Source organism: Massilia sp. ST3 (assembly GCF_018119405.1).
Classification (GTDB): domain Bacteria; phylum Pseudomonadota; class Gammaproteobacteria; order Burkholderiales; family Burkholderiaceae_D; genus Telluria.
The window spans coordinates 139044-156895 of record NZ_JAGPWC010000001.1 but is presented as its reverse complement, the minus strand read 5'-3'; the positions used below and the strand labels follow the sequence as shown (position 1 = coordinate 156895).

Below are 17852 nucleotides of genomic sequence, written 5' to 3'. Positions count from 1 at the left end.
TTTCACCACGACGAGGATTTGCCATGCCCAGCCACGACACCTCCGCCCACGCCGCCGCGCTCGCCGACAAGATCGGGTCGATGCGCTTCGCCATGTTCACCTTCCGCGACCAGCACGGCCACCTGGCCAGCCAGCCCATGACCAACCAGCAGGTAGACCGCGAAGGCGGCCTCTGGTTCTACGTGCGCAGCACCACGGCCCTGTGGGATAGCATCCCCCACGACCCCGAGGTCAACGTCAGCTTCGCGAACAGCGAGGACAGCACCTATGTCTCGGTCAGCGGCACCGCCGAACGCGTGGTCGACCGCAACCAGGTCAAGGCCTTGTGGAACCCGATGGTGCAGGCCTGGTTCCCGGCCGGCCCCGAGGACGAGCACGTGGTGCTGGTGCGGGTGGCGCCGCACGCGGCCGAGTACTGGGATTCGAACGACAGCAAGATGGTGCGCCTGTTCGCCATGGCCAAGGCGGCCGTCACGGGGTCGACGCCCGACGTCGACGCCGAGCACGGCACCATTCGCCTCTAGGGGAGTCTTGCCGCGACGCACTGGCTTCGCTTACAGTAGGCGTTTTGATACTGGAGCGCAGCATGGAGAAGATCCGGCGCCGCGGCAAGCGATGATCGGGCCGCTGGAACTGGCGGCCAACGCCTTCACGGCCGCGGCCATCGTGCTGGCGGGACGCAACAGTGTTCACACCTGGTGGACCGGGATCGTCGGCTGCAGCCTGTTCGGCGTGCTGTTCGCCGAGAGCCGGCTGTATGCGGACGTGCTGCTGCAGGTATTCTTCGTGGCGACCAGCATCCTGGGCTGGTGGCGCTGGGCGCGCGGCGACCATGGGACGCCGCTGCCGATCACCCATGCCGGGCTGCGTACGCTGGCATGGATGGTCCCGGCCGGCATTGCCGCGACCGCGGCCTACGGCGCGCTGCTGCACTACTACACCAATGCCTACGCGCCTTTCGTCGATTCGGCCGTGCTGGTGTTCAGCGTGATCGCCCAGCTGCTCATGATGCAGCGGCGCATCGAGAACTGGCCGGTCTGGCTGCTGGTGAACACGGTCGCGGCGCCGCTCTACTTCAGCCGCGAGCTGTACCTGACCTCGGCGCTCTACGTCGGGTTCTGGATCAATGCGATCGTGTCCTGGATATGGTGGCGCAAGCTGGCCCGGCGCGAGGCGCAGGCCGCACTGGCCGTCACGGGCTGACCGGGGGCAGGTCGCCTTCGGTCTGGTTGCCGCCGGTCTCCGGCGAGCCCATGCCGGTGGCCGTCCGTCCAGCCTGGCTGGAACGGGTGTCCTGGGCGCCACGGTTTACATGGGTCATGGCGCTGTCGCCGGCCTCGCCGGCCATGCCGCCATCTTCATTCCCGGCTTCCAGCGCTTCGCTGGCGGGGGCGTTCGCGGTCTCGCCGGACTGGTTGCGGGTCAATCCATCGCCGCCGCTGCCGCCGGTCTCCTGCTGGGTTTCGTGGCTGGGCGTGGCGCCCTGTTGGCCCGAGGTGACGCCACCGACACCGATCGTGGTCGAGGGATCGTCCTGGCGGCCTGGTGTGCCTGCAGGTGAAGTCATGACGGCCTCCTGTCGTTGTGGAGGCCCATTGTGGCGCGCGCCGCAAGGCGGCGCTATCGGCGCGCCGTGGGCGCTGCTGTAGGACTAGGCTGAAGCGGCCTCAGTTGTAGTGCTTGTATACCGCGGCCTGGCCACCGTTCTTGATCAGGAACACGTCGTAGGGATCGCTGCGCGGGCCTTCCATGCCCGGCGAGCCGAGCGGCATGGCCGGCACGGCCAGTCCCACCGCCTTCGGCTTCTCGGCCAGCATGCGCTTGATCTCGGCCGCCGGCACGTGACCCTCGAGCGCATAGCCGTTGACGCGTCCGGAGTGGCAAGAGCCGTACTGTTCCGGAATACCGAACTTCGCGCGGTAGTCGGACGGGTTCTCGACATCCTGGGCCTTGACGGTGAAGCCGTTCGCCTCCAGGTGCTTGACCCATTCCTTGCAACAGCCGCAGGTCGATGTCTTGAACACCTCGATGACCGGCTGTGCGGCCGCGGCGGCCAGGGGGAGTCCGAACAGCACCGCACTGGCGGATTGGATGAGGAAACGCTTGACCATGCCTGCTCCTGTTGGAATCTGGTGAGCCTGCCCGCTTTGGGCGGGCAGGAAAAATCGCGCTCACTATACCAGCGCAAAGGCTGCCGGTGGCCGGCACACGGCGGCCGAATTGTATCGAAGCGTGTCAGGCCGGAACCGGGCAGCCGCATTGCCGGGCTACCGCGCAGCGAAACGGCGATGCTATACTGTACATAATCACAGTATTTCTCGTTTCCTATGTCCACTCCGCCGGCCAAGCATACGCGTCTCTTCCTGCCGATCGATCTCGACCCGCTGCCCGACGATGGCCTGGACCGGGCCGCCGCCACCCGTCCCGAGGCGGGGCTCGGCCGCCACCCGCACGAGGAGCCGGTCACGGACGCCCGCACCGACGCCGAGCTGGCGCGCGAATACATCTCGCATGGCGAGCTGAGCGCAAAATCGATCGCCAACGTGCAGAAGGAGCTGTACCGCTTCCTGACCTGGTGCCGCGAAGAGGCCGGGAAGACCTTCCGCCAGCTCAGCGTGGCGGACCTGAACGCCTACAAGGAATTCCTCAAGCAGCCGCCCGCCACCTGGATCTGCAGCACCAAATGGCCGCGCAGCGATCCGCGCTACAGGCCGTTTTCCGGACCCCTGTCCGACCCCAGTCGGCGCCAGGCGATGATTGCCATCAAGGGCGTGCTGACCTATGCCGAGCAGACCGGCTACCTGCGCCGCAACCCAGCGCGCCTGGTCAGGAACGTGCGGGCGCCGCACGCCAGCCGCATCACGCGCTACCTGACGCCCCAGGCGATCGCGCTGGCCCTCGCAACGGTCGAAGCGCGGCCGGCCGGCAGCGAGACGGCACTGCGCCAGCGCGAGCGCGACCGTTTCCTGCTGGTCGCCTTCGCCCAGACCGGCGCGCGCCTGAACGAGATCGTCGGCGCCCACATGGGCGCGATCTACAGCGAGGGCGACGGGCGCTGGTGGCTGGACGTGATGGGCAAGGGCGCCAAGCCGCGCCGCCTGCCGGTCCCGCCGGCCATGCTGGCCGCCTTCCGCGACTACCGGCGCGCGTTCGGCCTGCTCGAACAGACCGGGCGCGCCGACCGCATGCCGCTGGTGCTGTCGAGCCGCAGCAAGGAATTCGTGCGGATTACCGACGAAGCAGCGTCGGAAGCGCTGAAGGCCGTGTTCCAGGCGGCGGCCGACGAGGCCGCGTCCAGGGGCGACGGCGACAGCGCATCGGCATTGCGCCAGGCCTCGGCCCACTGGCTGCGGCACAGCATGCTGACCAACCACGCCAACAACGGGGTACAGCTCAAGACCCTGCAGGACACGGCCGGCCACGCCAACATCGCGACCACCGCCGCCTACCTGCACAAGCAGGATCACGAGCGCCACGACGAGATCGTCGGCGCCCCGGGCGCCAAGGGACTATTGTAGGGCTGCCTCAGACCGGGATCGAGGACGTGCCCCCGGCCGCGCTGCCGTAGTTCTGTAACTCGTCGAGTGACAGACGGCGGTCGTTGAGGGCCGCGAGGATGGAAGCGAGCTGCTCCGGATCGGGCTGGATGTAGACGATGCGCTGCTCGAGCTGCTTGTCCCAGTAGGGCGTGTAGGGAACGGCCGTTTCCGCCATGACCTTCGCGTCGAAGCTGCCGTCCTGGAGTTCGCCTACCAGCGTGATGCGCGCCGTGTCCGGCGTCGTGTTCTTCACGGTAATGTTCATGCTGCTCCTTTCGAATGATCAGTTCGCATAGGGCATTGTCACGCAGGGACAGCCGGGGCGCAAACCGCCGGCGCCTACCGTGCGCGGCGGTATGTGCGCGCTTGTCAGCGAGGGAAGGCGAAGCGCGACAAGCCCTGGGCACCGCTGTCGACTACAATCCCGAGCGGGCAGGGGCGGCCTCCCCGGTATGGCTCAACGCCGGCTGTCGCGGGCCGCGGCCAGGTCGGCCAGGATGTCCACCGGCAGCGGGAACACGATGGTCGAGGACTTGTCGCCGGCGATCGCGCTCAGGGTCTGCATGTAGCGCAGCTGCATCGCGCCGGCCTGCTGCGACAGCACGAAGGCGGCCTGTTGCAGCTTTTCCGAGGCCTGCAGCTCGCCTTCGGCGTGGATGATCTTTGCCCGCCGCTCACGCTCGGCCTCGGCCTGGCGCGCGATGGCGCGGACCATGGATTCGTCGAGGTCGACGTGCTTGATCTCGACATTGGCCACCTTGATGCCCCAGGCGTCGGTCTGCACGTCCAGCACCTGCTGGATATCCATGTTCAGGCGCTCGCGCTCGGCCAGCATCTCGTCGAGCTCGTGCTTGCCGAGCACCGCGCGCAAGGTCGTCTGCGCGAGCTGGCTGGTCGCTTCCAGGAAGTTGGCGACCTGGATGATGGCCTTGTCCGGGTCGACCACGCGGAAATAGATCACCGCATTCACCTTCACCGAGACGTTGTCGCGCGAGATCACGTCCTGGGTCGGGACGTCCAGCACCACGGTGCGCATGTCGACCCGCACCATCTGCTGCAGCACCGGAATGATGATGATCAGGCCGGGACCGCGTACCCCCCAGAAGCGGCCCAGCTGGAACACCACCCCGCGCTCGTACTCGCGCAGGATGTGGATGGCGGCCGCCAGCAGGCCGAGGACGAGGACCAGGAGTCCCCCGATGCCGATACCGATTTCGAAGATCATGCACATCCTCCCCGTTTATCCCCCTGCTCGTGCTCGACCGGGACTACCCGCACCGTCAGGCCGTCGCGGCGCAGCACCCTCACCAGCTGCATCGGCCTGAGGGGCGCGTCGCTGACCGCCTTCCACAGTTCGCCTTCCAGCCTGACCCAGCCCGCATGCCCGGGCGCCAGCTCCACGCTTTCGACCCGTGTCAGGGAGCCGGGCAGGCCGGCGGCGCCGCTGGTGACGGGCCGCCGGCGCGTGGCCAGCGCAATCCTGGCGACGCCCACCAGCAAGAGGGCGCTCATGATTCCCAATGTCACGACCAGGACCGGCGGGATGCCGAAACCGGGCAGGGTGGTGTCGATCAGCATCAGCGCGCCCGCCACGAAGGCCGCCACGCCACCCAGGCCCAGCACCCCGAAGCTCGGCAGGAAGGCCTCGGCCACCATGAACATCAGGCCGAGCAGGATCAGGGCCAGGCCGACGTAGTTCACCGGGAGCAGCTGCAGGGCGTACAAGCCGAGCAGGAGCGAAATCGCGCCGATCACCCCGGGCGCCACGAAGCCTGGGTTCATGAACTCGAATACCAGCCCATAAACGCCGATGGTCATCAGGAGCAGGGCCACGCTGGGATTGGCGATCGCCGCCAGGAAACGGTTGCGCCAGTCGGATTCGATCGGGCTCACGGCCGCACCCCGGGTCTGCAGCTGATGGGTCTTGCCGTGCACGAGCACCTTGCGGCCGTCGAGCTGGGCCAGGAGCGACGGAACGTCCTCGGCGATCAGGTCGATCACGTTCTGCTGCAGGGCGTCGTGGGCGCTCAGGCTGACCGCCTCGCGCACGGCCAGTTCCGCCCAGTCGGCATTGCGGCCGCGCATCTGGGCCAGGCCGCGCAGGTAGGCGGCCGCGTCGTTGACCTGTTTCTTGGTCATGGGTGCGTCCGGATGCTTGCCCTCGGCCGCGTCCTTGCCACGCCCGTTGCCGCCACCCTTGCCGGGAAGCGGCGCCTGGCCCGGCCCCGGCTGCTGCGGGCCGATGCCGATCTCGACCGGCGTGGCCGCGCCCAGATTGGTGCCCGGCGCCATCGCCGCTACATGGCTTGCATACAGAATATAGGTGCCGGCGCTGGCCGCGCGCGCGCCGCTGGGTGCGACGTACACGGCCACCGGCAGCGGCGCGGTGAGGATGGCCTTGATGACCGCGCGCATCGAGGTGTCGAGGCCGCCCGGCGTGTCCATTTGCAGGATCACAAGCTGGAACCGGCGGCTGGCGGCGTCCTGGATGCCGCGTGCAATATAGTCGGCCGTCGCCGGGCCGATGGCGCCGTCGACGTTCAGGAGCCCGACGCCGGGGCCACCCGCCGCGGGCGCATGCGTCCATGCCGCGAACGCCATCAGCGCCGCCGCCAGCAGGGACCAGCATGTTCGCCAGCACATCGTTCTCTCCAAAACATGCGCATCGACGCCGCGTCATGGCTTTGACCGCCGAGCGTTGCCATCGGTTTCGTTTGCTTGCATGCACGTCCGTGACGAACGCTGCGGAGCGAATAAGTTCAGTCTACACCGCATTTTTACCACCGGGCGCGTTTGTGCCGCGTCAGTCCCGCAACCGGCGATCGGCCTACAGTCTGGACTCAGCGCCGGCGGCGCCGGAGTCCGCTCCGGGTGTCCGTTTCCGGACTCCGCGCGGCAACCAACTTCGAGCAATGGAGCGCAACATGAACCAGCAACATGACAAACGTCCCCGCAGCGGCGGGTGGACGCTGGCGGCCTTGCTTGGGCCGCTGGCCCTGGCCGCCAGCAGCATGGCCAACGGCGGCGGGCAGCCCGCAGCGCCGCAACAGCAATCCGTCCTGGTCTCCCCGGGGGAGGAAAGCCCGGACCATCGCGCGCACGGCGCGTATTACTACAGCGTGGTGAACATGCCGATGGAGGAGGGCGCCAGCGCCTACCTCAACGAAAAGGGGCAGCTTGCCTATTCCTCATTTGTTTTCGGCGATGCGGGCTTCTTCGATGGCGACCGCATTTACTCTCTCGGCTCCCTGGGGGGCGGCTCCACCTCGGTACGCGGCCTGAACAACCGCGGCGTGGTGGTCGGCGACACCCTGGACGCCAGCGAACCCTTCGGCGCCCAGCGCGCCTTCACCTGGACCGCGGCACGCGGCATGCGCGCGCTTCCCGGACCGCTTGGCGCGAGCGCACGCGCGGTCAACGACAGGAACCAGGTGGCCGGCGCCATCCCGGCGGCCGGCATTACCGCCCGCGCCGTGCGCTGGGATCCGGACGGGCGGCTGCGCATGCTCGGCCCGGTGCCGCTGTCGCTGTCCGAGGCATGGACCATGAATGACGCCGCACTGGCGGGCGGCTTCGCGGACGTGGCGGATGGCAGCATCCACGCGACCGTCTGGGACAGCGCCGGCCGCGTCACCGACCTGGGCACCATGGGCGGCCTGCGCGGCTTCACCTATCACGTCAACAGATGGGGCGCGGCGGCGGGGGTCTCGGACAGCGCCGGCAAGGAGAGCGAGCTCGCCTTTTACTGGAGTCCGCGCAGCGGACGGGTGCCGATTGGCGCGCGAAACGCCGGCGTGCGCCTGGTCGCGGCACTGAACGACCGGGGTGAGGTAGCGGGGCTGACCGAGACCGCCGGCGGTTTCCTGCCCTATCTCTGGTCACGCTCGCGCGGCCTGGTGCTGCTGCCGCGCGGGGGCGCCCAAACTGCCGACCTGGTCGACCTGAACAACCGTGGCGAGATGGTGGGCGCGCTCGAGCGCCGGCCCGGCCAGGGCTTGCGGGCGGTGCGCTGGCCCGGGCTGGCCAATCCGCTCGACCTGACCACGCGCGTCTACCGGGGCCCGCCGGGCCTCGTGATTCACGCGGCGACCGCGATCAACGATGCGGGCGTCATCGCCGCGCACTCGAACGCGGGCCTGGTACTGCTGCGCCCGGGAACGCGCGGCACCGACGCCCCCGTGCTCGGGCCGATCGCCGGACTGCCCGGTGAGGCGGCGCTCGGCGCGGAGCTGCGCCTGTCGCTCGGCTTTGTCGACAATTCGCCCACGCAGAGCCACACTGCGCGGGTCGACTGGTCCGACGGCTGCTCCTCGCCGCTCCCGCTCCTGCGCGAGGCGCGCGGCGTCGGGCGGATCGACTTCCAGCACCGTTTCTGCGAAGCCGGCTTCCATACCGTCACCGTGACGATCGCCGATTCGGGCGGGCGGCACACCCAGGTGCGCAAGGAGGTCTTCGTCAGCGAACCGGGTATGGCGACGCTCAGCGGCCGCGGTGCGCTCGCAGGAACAGGAGGCGCGGGCGGCGCGGCCGGACCGGCCTCCGGACCGCTGCGATTCACCGTCTGGGCGCCACTCGGCGAGCAGGCGGCGGCCGCGGCGCAGGTACGCAAGGCAGGGCCGCTGCTGGTCTTCTCCGGTCCTGTGGAGTTCAGAGCCGACCGGGTCCTTGCCGCGGCCAGGGACGGGCGGACGGCACGCCTCGAGGGAACCGGGCGCCTCAATGGCCGGCCCGGGCACCGGTTCCAGCTCGAGGCGACCGATGCGGTGGAGGGTAGGGACAGCCTGCGCGTGCGCGTCACGCACACCGACGCGTCAGGACGGGAAGCCGTCGACTATGACAGTGGCGCACCCGCGAAAGCGAAGGCTGCCATTGGACCGGGCGCGCAGGGGCAGGCCGAGGTCGTCGAAGGGCAGCTGGTCCTGAGCGAATGAAGCGCGCCCGACCGGGGCAGTGTGCAAGACCGCCAGGCAGGGCGCTTCGGAGCGAAGGGGCCGTGTGCCGACGGCCGCTGCGGCAGTACCGCGCGGCCTGGGGCGCCGGGCCAGCACGGCGTCGTCTCGACGCCCATCGGCCGCCGCCAGCGTCGTTCTCGGGGTCCGCATCCGGAACGGCTTGCCGTTTCGTCGCAATCAAATTGCCCAGGAAGGGATAACTGCGCAGGATTCCAGGCAATTCTCACTCGACATTAGCAAATATATTGTCGAGTTTGTGCTGTAGTCCGGGAAAGACTTGTTTTTGATAGCTTCCCCCGGTACATTGCCTTCGTTGCAAGTTGGGGAGGGATTTCAGACATGCGCGTACAAACCGTTTCCTCTGGCGCGGACAGCGGCGCGAACGAAGATGTGGTGGCCTTCCACGAGGCTGCCGGCCGGCTCGACCTGCTGGTGATCGACGGCGGCACGTCCGTGGCGGAGCGCGACTACATCGACCCGGAACGCGGCGACGTCGTCTGGTTCGCGCAAGGCTTCGCAGACCAGCTGGCGCGCTACGCGCACATGGGACTGCCGCAGCACGAGTGCGTCCATCGTGCGGCCGCATCCTTGCACGAGGAATTCCTGGAGCGTGCCGGCGGCGCCGAGGTGCCGCTGCATGCGTGGCCGATCGGCGCCATGACGTGGGCGCGCATCGAAGACGCCGGCCAGGGCCGCCGGCTTCGGCTGTACAGCCTGGGCGACTGCACGACGCTCCTGTGCACGCCGGATGCCGGCGTGGTCGATCTCGATCCTTTCGTGAATCCGCAGGAAGCCGTGCTGCAGGCCGAAATCGCGCGGCTCGTCGCCGAGGGCGTCACCGACGCCGCGCAGCGGCGCGCACGGCTCCTGCCGATGCTGCGCGCGCGGCGAGAAGCACAGAATAGCGGGCCATCGCCGTCGATCCTGTGCCTGAAGCCGGCAGGTCCTTTTGCCGCGCGGACCATCGATATCGCGCTGCCGCCTGGATCGTCGCTGCTCGTGACGACGGACGGTTTCTACCGTCTTGTCAGCCCCTACGGGCTGTACACGTCCGAAGAACTGGCGCTGCGCTGTCTCGGCCTCGGCCTCGGCGCGGTGCTGGACGAGCTGCGCGCGTACGAGCGCGCGAGCTTCGGCGGCGCTGCACTGGCGGTGAAGCGGGCCGACGACGCATCCGCCATCCTGTGGCAGCACCATTGAAGCCGGGCGAAAACAAGGAACCGGAGAGGGACGGCTTTCCCATCTCGCGTGGGCAAAGATCCGGGCGAAGCCGTGGTATTCCGGGTAGTCCTGTTCCTACAAGGGGAGCGGGATTCGCGCTGGATGCCGCAGCACCCGCTCGGCTTGTCCTCGAATGCGCTGCGAACAGATAGCGCATTTAACATAATATAGATTATGCGTACTTCGCTTGTTCCGCTGCCGTTGGCCTTTCCCGGCCTGGAGCTTCCGCAGATGGCCGGTTCGTGCGTCTTATGCAGTTCTTGAGCCGGCGCCCGCCAACCCAAGCGAGCGCCGCTTGCCGCGGCCCTGGTGCGGGATTCAACCGGGTCGACCAGACCCGCCGCCATGCGCCCGGAGTTCCGGACGTTCGCGCCGCCTTACTGCAGAAGGAAAATTTGCCCTTCGCGCAATGGATTGGCGCCGCCGGTCCGCGCCGGCTGGTTATCGTAATCGACGACATCCGCCCCGGTCCTGGGATCGGCATGCCAGATCCTCAGCCCCACGTGCCCGGATCCGTTCGCGCCGCCCGCGTCGCCAGGCGTCGTGTACAGCGTGAACCGGACCTTGGACTGGCCGTTGATCTTCCCTGTGCCTTCGAAGCGTCCGTCTGCGGCGTCCGCGCCGACGGGCCGGAACTCGTCGCTCCGGAAGCTCAGGGTGCCCACGTGGAATCTCAGCTCGGCCTTGGTCCCGGTCGCCCTTGCGCGTGCCGGCGGCGAGACAAAACTGAATGTCGCGGTCCCAGCCTGGTGGGCATCCTTCCGATTGGCGCCGGCCGGCGACATGAACGCGCCGTTGCCGCCACCCGCTCCTTTCGCACGGTCATGGGCGACGATGGTCCGGCTGACCGTGGCGCTTCGGCCGCCAAGGTCGACCACGCGCGCGACTATCGTATAGATGCCTGGCGCGGTGTAGACATGGCGCCCGGTGGCGCTGCCCGCGCCCTTGCTTGCCCGCGCGTCGCCGGCCCGGTCGCCGCTGCCGTCGCCGAAGGACCAGGTCACATGGTGCCGCGCCGAGGCATCGGCGCCTGCAAAGCCGACCGACGCATCGAAGGGTGCGCCGACCTCGACCACGCTGGGCGCGATGACGGGACCGGCGGCGTGCCCGCCCTTGCAGCCGCAGTCAGGCCGCAACAGCACCAGCCCCGCATTCGAGAAGGCCACGATGGAACCATTGTCGGAGATGACCGCCGCGGCTTCCACCACCAGGCCGGGCGGCGCGTGGCGCAGGCGCCGGTTCAGGTCGACCATGCCGTCCCGGGCGGACCAGACGAAGGCGCGCGAATCGCCGCGTTTCGTCATCGACGAACCGACGACCTGCCCCTTGTTGTTGACGCCGAGGGCATTGGTGACGTCGCCGCCGAAGGTCCCGAGATCGACCATGCCGCCGGCGCGGGTCCAGCTGAAGCCGCGCAGCGTGTCGCCGATATAGTAGCCGCCCACTACCTGGCCTTTGTCGCTGATCGCCCCCGCGAAGGATTGGGTGCCGCCGAAGGTGCCCAGGTCCCGCATGCCACCCTTGCGGCTCCATATGAAGGCATGGTTCAGGTTGCCGGGGACCGCTGCGGTGCCCGCGACCCGCCCCTCGGCGTCCACGCCGGCGGCGATCGAGTAGGAGCCGCCGAGCGTGCCGAGATCGAGCATGCCGGTCCCCGGTGTCCATGCAAACGCATGCCCGTCGAAATTGGCGACCGTTCCCCAGCCCGCGACCGTGCCGTCCTCACCGATGGCGGTGGCGTTGCTGAATCCCAGGCTTCCCAGGGGCGCAAGCATGCCGAGGTCGATCATGCCTTCCGCGTCGCTCCAGCGGAACGCATGCGTGGAGCTGTCCGGCGCGCCCGCGGTGCCCGCGACCTGTCCCTTGTTGTTGATGGCGACGCCGCCTGAGGACGTGATGAACAGCCCGCCCAGGTTGAGTATCCCCGTCTCCTTGCTCCACCGGAAAGCACGGGCGAATGGGCTGCCCGCGAGCGAGGACGTTCCACTCACCTGCCCCGCATCGTTGATGCCGCTGGCCGCCGCCGAGGGTCCGCCCAGGGTGCCGATATCGACCGAGGTCTTGCCATCGAAGAACCAGGCGCTGGCTGCGCCATCGGACTGGTTCAGCGTGTACGCGACCTGGCCATGTGCGCTAATTGCAGGGAAAGCCGGAACATCCCCGGCACCCAGGTTGATGACGCGATAGCAAACCCGCGCCGCGCCCGCCTGCCGTTCGGCAGAGGTCGTGGCGGCGCCCTGCGGTGCATGGCCCGACACCGTGGCCGAGAACACCTCTCATGGGCATATCTGCTGTCGATTACAGCAAAAAACCTTTTGTGGTGGCTGGACGCTTGCGCCGCTGCTTTCTTGCCGGCCCGGCGCCAGCCGATACCGATGCATCCGGGCCAGGCTGGCCGCTGCGAGCCAAGTTGGCGGCGGCATAAGCATCCTCGAGCGCACTGTCCCGCAACTGGATCAGGCGACGCACTTCGGTTCCAGGGCCTCGCCCCATGCGCTCGATCATATTGGTGCTGACATGAGCGGTAAAGCAAATACCCTGCACGCGTGGATTTCATGCGCCCAGGATAGGCGCGCGTCGCCTCGATCGGCTTTCCGTCTCGGACGGTGCGAGCGACAGCCCGGGTGCCGGCGCCGCCAGGCGGTCTATGCGGCGCTGAGCTCGACGCGGTTGCGGCCGCGCTCCTTGGCGCGGTATAGCGCCTCGTCGGCCCGCACCAGGAGGGCGTCCAGGGTATCGGCCTGGACGCCCAGCTGGGCCACGCCCACGCTGGTGCGCACCACCAGTCCTGCAGGCAGATCGCCGCAATCGATGCGCTCGACCGCTTCGCGCAGCCGTTCGGCCGCGCGCAGCGCATCGAGTTCGCCAGCGCCGCGCAGCACGACGATGAATTCCTCGCCGCCGGTGCGGCCGACCGCATCGCCCGGCCTCAGCGCGCCGCGCAGGGCGTGGCCGACCCGCTGCAGCACCACGTCGCCAAGCGCGTGGCCATAGCGGTCGTTGATGCGCTTGAAGTAATCGATGTCCAGCGCCGCCACCGACAGCGCTCCGCCCTCTTTCCTGGCGCCGGCGAAGGCCTCGGCCGCGAACGCCATCAGGCTGCGCCGGTTCGGCAAGCGCGTGAGTTCATCGGTCATCGCCAGGTCGCGCATGCGCAGCCCGATCCTGCGCTGGCGCAGGCCGAGGATGCACAGCACCACGATCGCCGCGGCGCTCGCCGCGAGCGCGGCCAGCTGCCAGCGGCGGATGGTCCGGCCCTTGTCGAGCTCGATGCGCTGCACTGCGTTCTGGTACTGCAGCCCGGCGTTGCGCAGGCGCGCCTGCTCGGACTCGAACTGGACACGCAGGCGCGTCGTGCGCTCGTCCAGCATCCGCTTGTGCAGCGCCGCCTGCACCGCCATCATGCGCGACTGCGCCGCGTAGGCGGCCTTCCAGTCGCCCAAGGCTTCGTGGGTCCTGGCCTGTTCCTCGTAGATCTTCTGCAGGAAGCGGTCGTTGCGCCGCGCTTCGAAGTGCCGCTGCGCCGCCTGCAAATCGGCCAGCGCCTGGGCATGGCGGCCGGACCGCCGCAACGCGCCGCCGCGCGAGAGCCGGACCGCCGCGACCAAGTCGGGATCGGGCTGGGCCATGCCGGACGCGATCCTCAGCGCGCCATCGAGCATCGCCAGGGCCGCGGGGTGTTCTCCCAGCTTGGACAGGACTACCGCATAGGCCCGCCGGTCGGTGGCGATATCCTCGGGTACGCCGAGCGCCTCGTCGAGCCTAAGCGCCAGCGCGAAATGTTCGCGCGCCTGCGCCAGGTCGCCCTTGTTCTCGCTGGTGCTCCCGATGTTGAAGTGGGCCGTTGCGGCGCCCTTGCGGTTGTTCGCCTTCTCGTTGGCCAGCAGCAGTTCGCGATAGCGCGCCAGGGCGCTGTCGTATTCGCCGACATTGCGGTCGGCGTACAGGTTGGCCAGGGCATTCAGGACGTAGCGCTGGTTGCCGTCGTTACCCAGCTTGCGTTCCAGGTCGTAGCTGGCCTTCAGGTCCTCGATGGCGCCGCCATACAGTCCGCGCAGGTAGCGCTGTTCGCCGCGCAGCGCCAGGGCCCGCGCCAGCACCGCATCGTCGCCGAGCCGCCTGCCCGCCTCGACCCCGCTTTCGTAGTCGGCCAGCGCGTCGTCCTGACGGTTCAGCTGTTCGTAGGCGTAGCCGCGGCACACCTGCAGGCCTGGATCGGCGGTTCCCGCGCCGCGAACCAGCGCCAGCGCCTTCTCCGGCGCAGTGACGCCGAGCAGCCAGCAGCTGCGCCGCCGGATGGCCTGCAGGGCGGCCGCGTCCCGACGTGCGCCCGCGTCAAGGGCCAGCCGATCCAGCAGCGCCAGCGCGCGGGCGGGATCGGTTTCGCCGATCCTGTCCGCTTCGAGCAATGCCGCGTCGGGGCCGGCATGGGCCGAGTTAACCAGGCCGAGGCTGGCAAAGACGAGGACGAGGCTGCAGGCGGCGCGGCGGACGGTGGAGGGCATCGGGAGGAAATTCAGTGTTTACGTGCAATATACATGAGCTAATGGCAACAGCTCAATCATCTGGGCAATTCCCTTCCTTCCGCGTCGCGCCTAGGGTCTGTCTGGCTTAACGCGGAGGCGACCAATTGATTATTGGCGCGACCGGTAAGGTGGACGGGGTGATAGGTAGAGGCTCCGCTCTCGCGCGGGATGATCTCGATGCAAACGATCGCCGCGTGGACGGCAAAGCCGTCGACGCTACGAAAAACTCACTGCGGCGTAGACTCAGTCAGATAGACCCTAGTGGGGGCGGGTAGCGGGCAGGAAGGCCGACAGGCGGATCTCCCCAAACTGCCGCAAGAGCGAGCCCGCCGCCTGGGCCAGGGCCACGTTGAGGGTGCCCGTGATCGCTTCCTCGACGGCGCAGCCGGGATGGTCGACGCTGGGGCCGATCGCAAAAATCACGGGCTCCTCGAGCGCGCGGTAGACATCCAGCACGGTAATGGTTTCCGGGTCGGCGGACAGGGTCCAGCCCCCGCCGCGTCCGCCAGCCGAACTGACGTAGCCGGCCGCGCGCAGTCCGGCCATCATCCTGCGCACCAGCACGGGATTCGTATCCAGCATGGTGGCGATTTCCTCGGAACTGGCGGCGCCTTTCCGGCCATGCAGGTGGACGAGGACGTGCAGCATCCTCGACAGGCGAAAATCATTTCTCATCATTAAGCTCTCCTCGCGGGCAGGATAGCGCAACTTGATGAGTTGCGAAATGGCCCGGGATTCCGCCACTCGTTGAGTTGCGAATCCCCGGCGGCTTGGCGGCAAGGTCCTGAGAGCCAGCCTCGCAAGCTGCGCCATCCGCCACACACGTATTTGGGCGAGACGCCCGCCCGCGTTGGCACGCTCCCGCGCGAATCCGCAACGCGTGGAGTTGCAGAAACCCGCGCTGGATACCGCAACTCGTCGAGTGCCGGAAACGCACGAACGCGCAACTTGGCGAGTTACAGAAGCGTACTTGAGCTGTACCAAGCCACCTCCTTCGCGTTCCAGGCGGCGGCGTCGTACCGCACGATTCGATTTGACGGGTTTTCGAAAACGGCATATATTTTCCCGTGTTCCGAATGGAAACGTTTCCAGCATCAGCTTTCTCAAGAATTCTCAGAACCAACCACCCTGTTGGACCCAGTGTGGAGCAGCCGCGAGGGCCGCATCCACTTTTCTTTGGACTTAATAGAGGAGTCGAAGTGAATAACCATAAGCAAAATCATCACTTTAAATGGAAACCTTTCCAGGCACTGGCCGCCAGCCTGCTGCTGGCCTGCGGTAGCCAGGCAGCCGCCAGCGTCACCAATCCGGCGATCGGCCAGCTGCTGTGGTCCGAGGAATTCAATGGAACCAGCCTGAACACAGGCGCCTGGACCGCCACGGACGGCAACGGCTGCCAGATCAACCTCTGCGGCTACGGAAACGCCGAGCTCCAGTACTACAGCCCGAACAACCTCTCGATCGTCAACGTGCCCTTCGAATCCGGCACCCGCGCCCTCGCCATCCAGGCGCGCAGCCAGACGGTCGGCAGCAATGTCTTCACCTCCGGGAAGATCGACACCAAGGGCAAGGTCCAGGTCCAGTACGGGATGATCGAAGTGCGCATGAGCACGCCCAATATCGCCACCGGACTCTGGCCGGCCGCCTGGATGCTGGGCGTGAGCCCGCAGACCTGGCCGCGCAACGGCGAGATCGACATCATGGAAATGGGCCATAAGGCCTCCATGCGCGCCGCGGCCGGTTCGCCTTCGGCGAACAACTTCGTCGGCTCCAACGTGATCACCTGGCAGCAGGCCGCGTGCGTGCCCGGCAACGAGAGCTGCGCCGCGTCGACCGCCTGGCAGACCAAGAACTGGTACGTGCCCGCCACCTCGCTCGCCAACCGCTTCGTCACCTACCGCCTGTACTGGACCGAGAGCGAAATGCGCTTCACCGTGGTCGACAATGGCGTCGAGCGCAACATGTACGATGCGCCGCTGCCGGTCAATTCCACCGCTCTGCAGGCGCCCTTCTACCTGCTGCTGAACCTGGCCGTGGGCGGCAACTTCACCGACGCCGCCTCGCCCGGCCAGGTCACGGCGCCGCTGCCGGCCACCATGTACGTCGACTATGTGCGCGTCTACCAGCTCGATGGCAAGGGCACCGTCAAGCTGGGCAACCAGACTGTGCCGGAAGTCGGCAAGTTCGGCGTCTTCACCGACACCACGACCGTCAACAACAAGCTGGTGGCCGGCACCACCTCGGATATCTTCTTGTGGAACGGCGCTTCCACCGGCGCCGGCAACATTCCGCCTTATGAAGGCAGCAACGTGATTGCCTGGAACTACACCGCGCCCGGCCAGTGGTTCGGCGGCGGCGTGCAGTCGCGCCAGGCCCGCGACCTGAGCAACTTCCGCAACGGCACGGTCAAGTTCCGCATCAAGATCCCGGCCAATGTCTCCTTCAACATCGGCATCGGCGACACCTACACCAACCAGAACTGGGTGAACTTCCCGGCCAACACCACCACGTACGGCCTGGTGCGCAACGGCGAATGGGCGACCGCGACCATCCCGGTGAGCACCCTGATCGGCCCGAAAGTGGCGCTGCAGTCGATCCTCGACATCTTCATGATCTCGAGCGACGCCAACCGCCTGCCGGGCGCGGCCTTCCAGTTCGCGATCGACGACGTCGTCTGGGATTCCGGCACCACCACTACCGAGCCGCCGCCGGCACCGACCGGCCCGACCTACGTGACCCAGACCTCGGCCACCAACCTGCAGTTCACCGCCAACACCGGGAGCTGGGCCGACGTGCACTACACGGTCAACAACGGCGTGCAGCAGAACGTGCGCATGCGCCTGGACGGCGGCGCCAGCACCTATATCGCCGGCGGCCTGAAGATCGGCGACGTGGTGCGCTACAGCTTCACCTACTGGGATACGGCACGTAATTTTGCCGTCGACACGGCCCAGCAAAGCTATACGATGAAATAAGGACAGATTCACGGCGCCTCGGAGGGGCGCCGTGAATCGCAACCCGCGCTGCGCGCTTCCTTTTATCCGGCGGCCGGTCTTGGCGCCGGACCCGGCGGCGGCCCCATGCGCATATTCGCGTTCTCGATATCGGCCGCAATCAACCAGCGCCCGTCCACACGGCGCAGCACCAGCACGAACTTGCCGAAGTCGCGCGCCTGTCCCGCCGGGCCGTAGGCGCCGACGAGGGTGGCCAGGTCGCCGGATGCGCGATAGTCGATCACGCGCAGGAAGGTCGGCATGGCGCCGCCTCCGGCATAGGCCTGGGCGATCCGCTCCTTGCCGCGCGCCGGCGGCTGGTTGCTCGGCAAGGCGATGCCGTCCTCCGCGAACAGGGCGGCCAGCGCCTTCGCGTCATTGGCGGCCCAGGCCTTTTCGTAGTCGCGCAGCACGCGTTCCACGTCCGGCGGCACGTCGCCGGACGGCAGGGTTTGCGCCATGGCCGGCGCCAGGCTCAGTACGGCCGCCAGCATTGGCGCGATCAGGTAGGCACGCATCTCAACATCCCTTTCTTTCATGGACATCGCGCGATTCTAGCGATCGCTGTCGCAGCGGGCCACAAAAAATTGATACGTATGTCCAGTCGGGCAGACGCGGCGC

16 protein-coding genes are annotated in these 17852 nt (G+C 67.8%); 6 read left to right on the top strand and 10 right to left on the bottom strand.

Going from position 1 to position 17852, the window contains the following annotated elements:
- Positions 1–23: 23 nt before the first annotated feature.
- On the top strand, positions 24–524 hold the full coding sequence (locus KBW98_RS00640) for a pyridoxamine 5'-phosphate oxidase family protein (RefSeq protein WP_211518140.1): 501 nt from the start codon (positions 24–26) through the stop codon (positions 522–524).
- 91 nt (positions 525–615) lie between these two features.
- Entirely contained in the window at positions 616–1203 is a 588-nt protein-coding gene (pnuC, locus tag KBW98_RS00635) for a nicotinamide riboside transporter PnuC (protein ID WP_211518139.1), read from the top strand.
- On the opposite strand, the gene KBW98_RS00630 is transcribed toward pnuC, so the two are convergent.
- Together KBW98_RS00630 and KBW98_RS00625 are read right to left on the bottom strand one after the other, a co-directional pair.
- Positions 1193–1567, bottom strand: a complete 375-nt coding sequence (locus tag KBW98_RS00630; protein ID WP_211518138.1) for a hypothetical protein — start codon at positions 1565–1567, stop codon at positions 1193–1195. The genes pnuC and KBW98_RS00630 overlap by 11 nt on opposite strands.
- A 100-nt stretch (positions 1568–1667) precedes the next feature.
- Positions 1668–2111, bottom strand: a complete 444-nt coding sequence (locus tag KBW98_RS00625; RefSeq protein WP_211518137.1) for a DUF411 domain-containing protein — start codon at positions 2109–2111, stop codon at positions 1668–1670.
- 216 nt (positions 2112–2327) lie between these two features.
- Between KBW98_RS00625 and KBW98_RS00620 the strand changes: the two genes are divergently transcribed.
- A complete protein-coding gene (locus KBW98_RS00620) occupies positions 2328–3518 on the top strand; it encodes a tyrosine-type recombinase/integrase (protein WP_211518136.1) in 1191 nt (396 codons plus the stop codon).
- Between the two features lie 7 nt (positions 3519–3525).
- Here the strand turns inward: KBW98_RS00620 and KBW98_RS00615 are convergent, their stop codons facing one another.
- From KBW98_RS00615 to KBW98_RS00605, 3 genes are all read right to left on the bottom strand, one after another.
- On the bottom strand, positions 3526–3804 hold the full coding sequence (locus KBW98_RS00615) for a hypothetical protein (protein ID WP_211518135.1): 279 nt from the start codon (positions 3802–3804) through the stop codon (positions 3526–3528).
- 192 nt (positions 3805–3996) lie between these two features.
- Positions 3997–4764 (bottom strand): slipin family protein, encoded by a 768-nt coding sequence (locus KBW98_RS00610; RefSeq protein WP_211518134.1) that lies wholly within the window; start codon positions 4762–4764, stop codon positions 3997–3999.
- A complete protein-coding gene (locus tag KBW98_RS00605) occupies positions 4761–6182 on the bottom strand; it encodes a nodulation protein NfeD (protein WP_211518133.1) in 1422 nt (473 codons plus the stop codon). The genes KBW98_RS00610 and KBW98_RS00605 overlap by 4 nt, the downstream gene beginning before the upstream one ends.
- Positions 6183–6463: 281 nt before the next feature.
- Between KBW98_RS00605 and KBW98_RS00600 the strand changes: the two genes are divergently transcribed.
- Positions 6464–8470, top strand: a complete 2007-nt coding sequence (locus tag KBW98_RS00600; protein ID WP_211518132.1) for a hypothetical protein — start codon at positions 6464–6466, stop codon at positions 8468–8470.
- 360 nt (positions 8471–8830) lie between these two features.
- Positions 8831–9691, top strand: coding sequence for a hypothetical protein (locus tag KBW98_RS00595; protein ID WP_211518131.1), 861 nt, complete (start codon positions 8831–8833; stop codon positions 9689–9691).
- A gap of 398 nt (positions 9692–10089) precedes the next feature.
- Here the strand turns inward: KBW98_RS00595 and KBW98_RS00590 are convergent, their stop codons facing one another.
- The 4 genes from KBW98_RS00590 to KBW98_RS00575 form a co-directional block, all read right to left on the bottom strand.
- The gene (locus KBW98_RS00590; protein ID WP_211518130.1) at positions 10090–11985 is read right to left on the bottom strand and encodes a PKD domain-containing protein; all 1896 of its coding nucleotides are present in this window, start codon (positions 11983–11985) and stop codon (positions 10090–10092) included.
- A 25-nt stretch (positions 11986–12010) separates the two neighbouring features.
- A complete protein-coding gene (locus KBW98_RS00585) occupies positions 12011–12181 on the bottom strand; it encodes a hypothetical protein (protein WP_211518129.1) in 171 nt (56 codons plus the stop codon).
- Between the two features lie 176 nt (positions 12182–12357).
- Entirely contained in the window at positions 12358–14217 is a 1860-nt protein-coding gene (locus KBW98_RS00580; RefSeq protein ID WP_211518128.1) for a GGDEF domain-containing protein, read from the bottom strand.
- A 279-nt stretch (positions 14218–14496) separates the two neighbouring features.
- Positions 14497–14916 (bottom strand): Rrf2 family transcriptional regulator, encoded by a 420-nt coding sequence (locus tag KBW98_RS00575; protein WP_307727565.1) that lies wholly within the window; start codon positions 14914–14916, stop codon positions 14497–14499.
- A 521-nt stretch (positions 14917–15437) separates the two neighbouring features.
- On the opposite strand from KBW98_RS00575, the gene KBW98_RS00570 reads away from it, so the two are divergent.
- The gene (locus tag KBW98_RS00570; protein ID WP_211518127.1) at positions 15438–17213 is read left to right on the top strand and encodes a glycoside hydrolase family 16 protein; all 1776 of its coding nucleotides are present in this window, start codon (positions 15438–15440) and stop codon (positions 17211–17213) included.
- A 62-nt stretch (positions 17214–17275) separates the two neighbouring features.
- Here KBW98_RS00570 and KBW98_RS00565 read toward each other — a convergent pair whose 3' ends face one another.
- Entirely contained in the window at positions 17276–17749 is a 474-nt protein-coding gene (locus tag KBW98_RS00565) for an SgcJ/EcaC family oxidoreductase (RefSeq protein WP_211518126.1), read from the bottom strand.
- Positions 17750–17852: the final 103 nt, after the last annotated feature.

Bases quoted from the DNA above. Each gene is read 5' to 3' on its own strand.
- KBW98_RS00565 (WP_211518126.1), bottom strand. From the start codon at position 17,749: ATGCGTGCCTACCTGATCGCGCCAATGCTGGCGGCCGTACTGAGCCTG.
- pnuC (WP_211518139.1), top strand. From the start codon at position 616: ATGATCGGGCCGCTGGAACTGGCGGCCAACGCCTTCACGGCCGCGGCC.
- KBW98_RS00640 (WP_211518140.1), top strand. From the start codon at position 24: ATGCCCAGCCACGACACCTCCGCCCACGCCGCCGCGCTCGCCGACAAG.
- KBW98_RS00610 (WP_211518134.1), bottom strand. From the start codon at position 4,764: ATGATCTTCGAAATCGGTATCGGCATCGGGGGACTCCTGGTCCTCGTC.
- KBW98_RS00600 (WP_211518132.1), top strand. From the start codon at position 6,464: ATGAACCAGCAACATGACAAACGTCCCCGCAGCGGCGGGTGGACGCTG.
- KBW98_RS00625 (WP_211518137.1), bottom strand. From the start codon at position 2,111: ATGGTCAAGCGTTTCCTCATCCAATCCGCCAGTGCGGTGCTGTTCGGA.
- KBW98_RS00630 (WP_211518138.1), bottom strand. From the start codon at position 1,567: ATGACTTCACCTGCAGGCACACCAGGCCGCCAGGACGATCCCTCGACC.
- KBW98_RS00575 (WP_307727565.1), bottom strand. From the start codon at position 14,916: ATGATGAGAAATGATTTTCGCCTGTCGAGGATGCTGCACGTCCTCGTC.
- KBW98_RS00620 (WP_211518136.1), top strand. From the start codon at position 2,328: ATGTCCACTCCGCCGGCCAAGCATACGCGTCTCTTCCTGCCGATCGAT.
- KBW98_RS00595 (WP_211518131.1), top strand. From the start codon at position 8,831: ATGCGCGTACAAACCGTTTCCTCTGGCGCGGACAGCGGCGCGAACGAA.
- KBW98_RS00605 (WP_211518133.1), bottom strand. From the start codon at position 6,182: ATGTGCTGGCGAACATGCTGGTCCCTGCTGGCGGCGGCGCTGATGGCG.
- KBW98_RS00615 (WP_211518135.1), bottom strand. From the start codon at position 3,804: ATGAACATTACCGTGAAGAACACGACGCCGGACACGGCGCGCATCACG.
- KBW98_RS00580 (WP_211518128.1), bottom strand. From the start codon at position 14,217: ATGCCCTCCACCGTCCGCCGCGCCGCCTGCAGCCTCGTCCTCGTCTTT.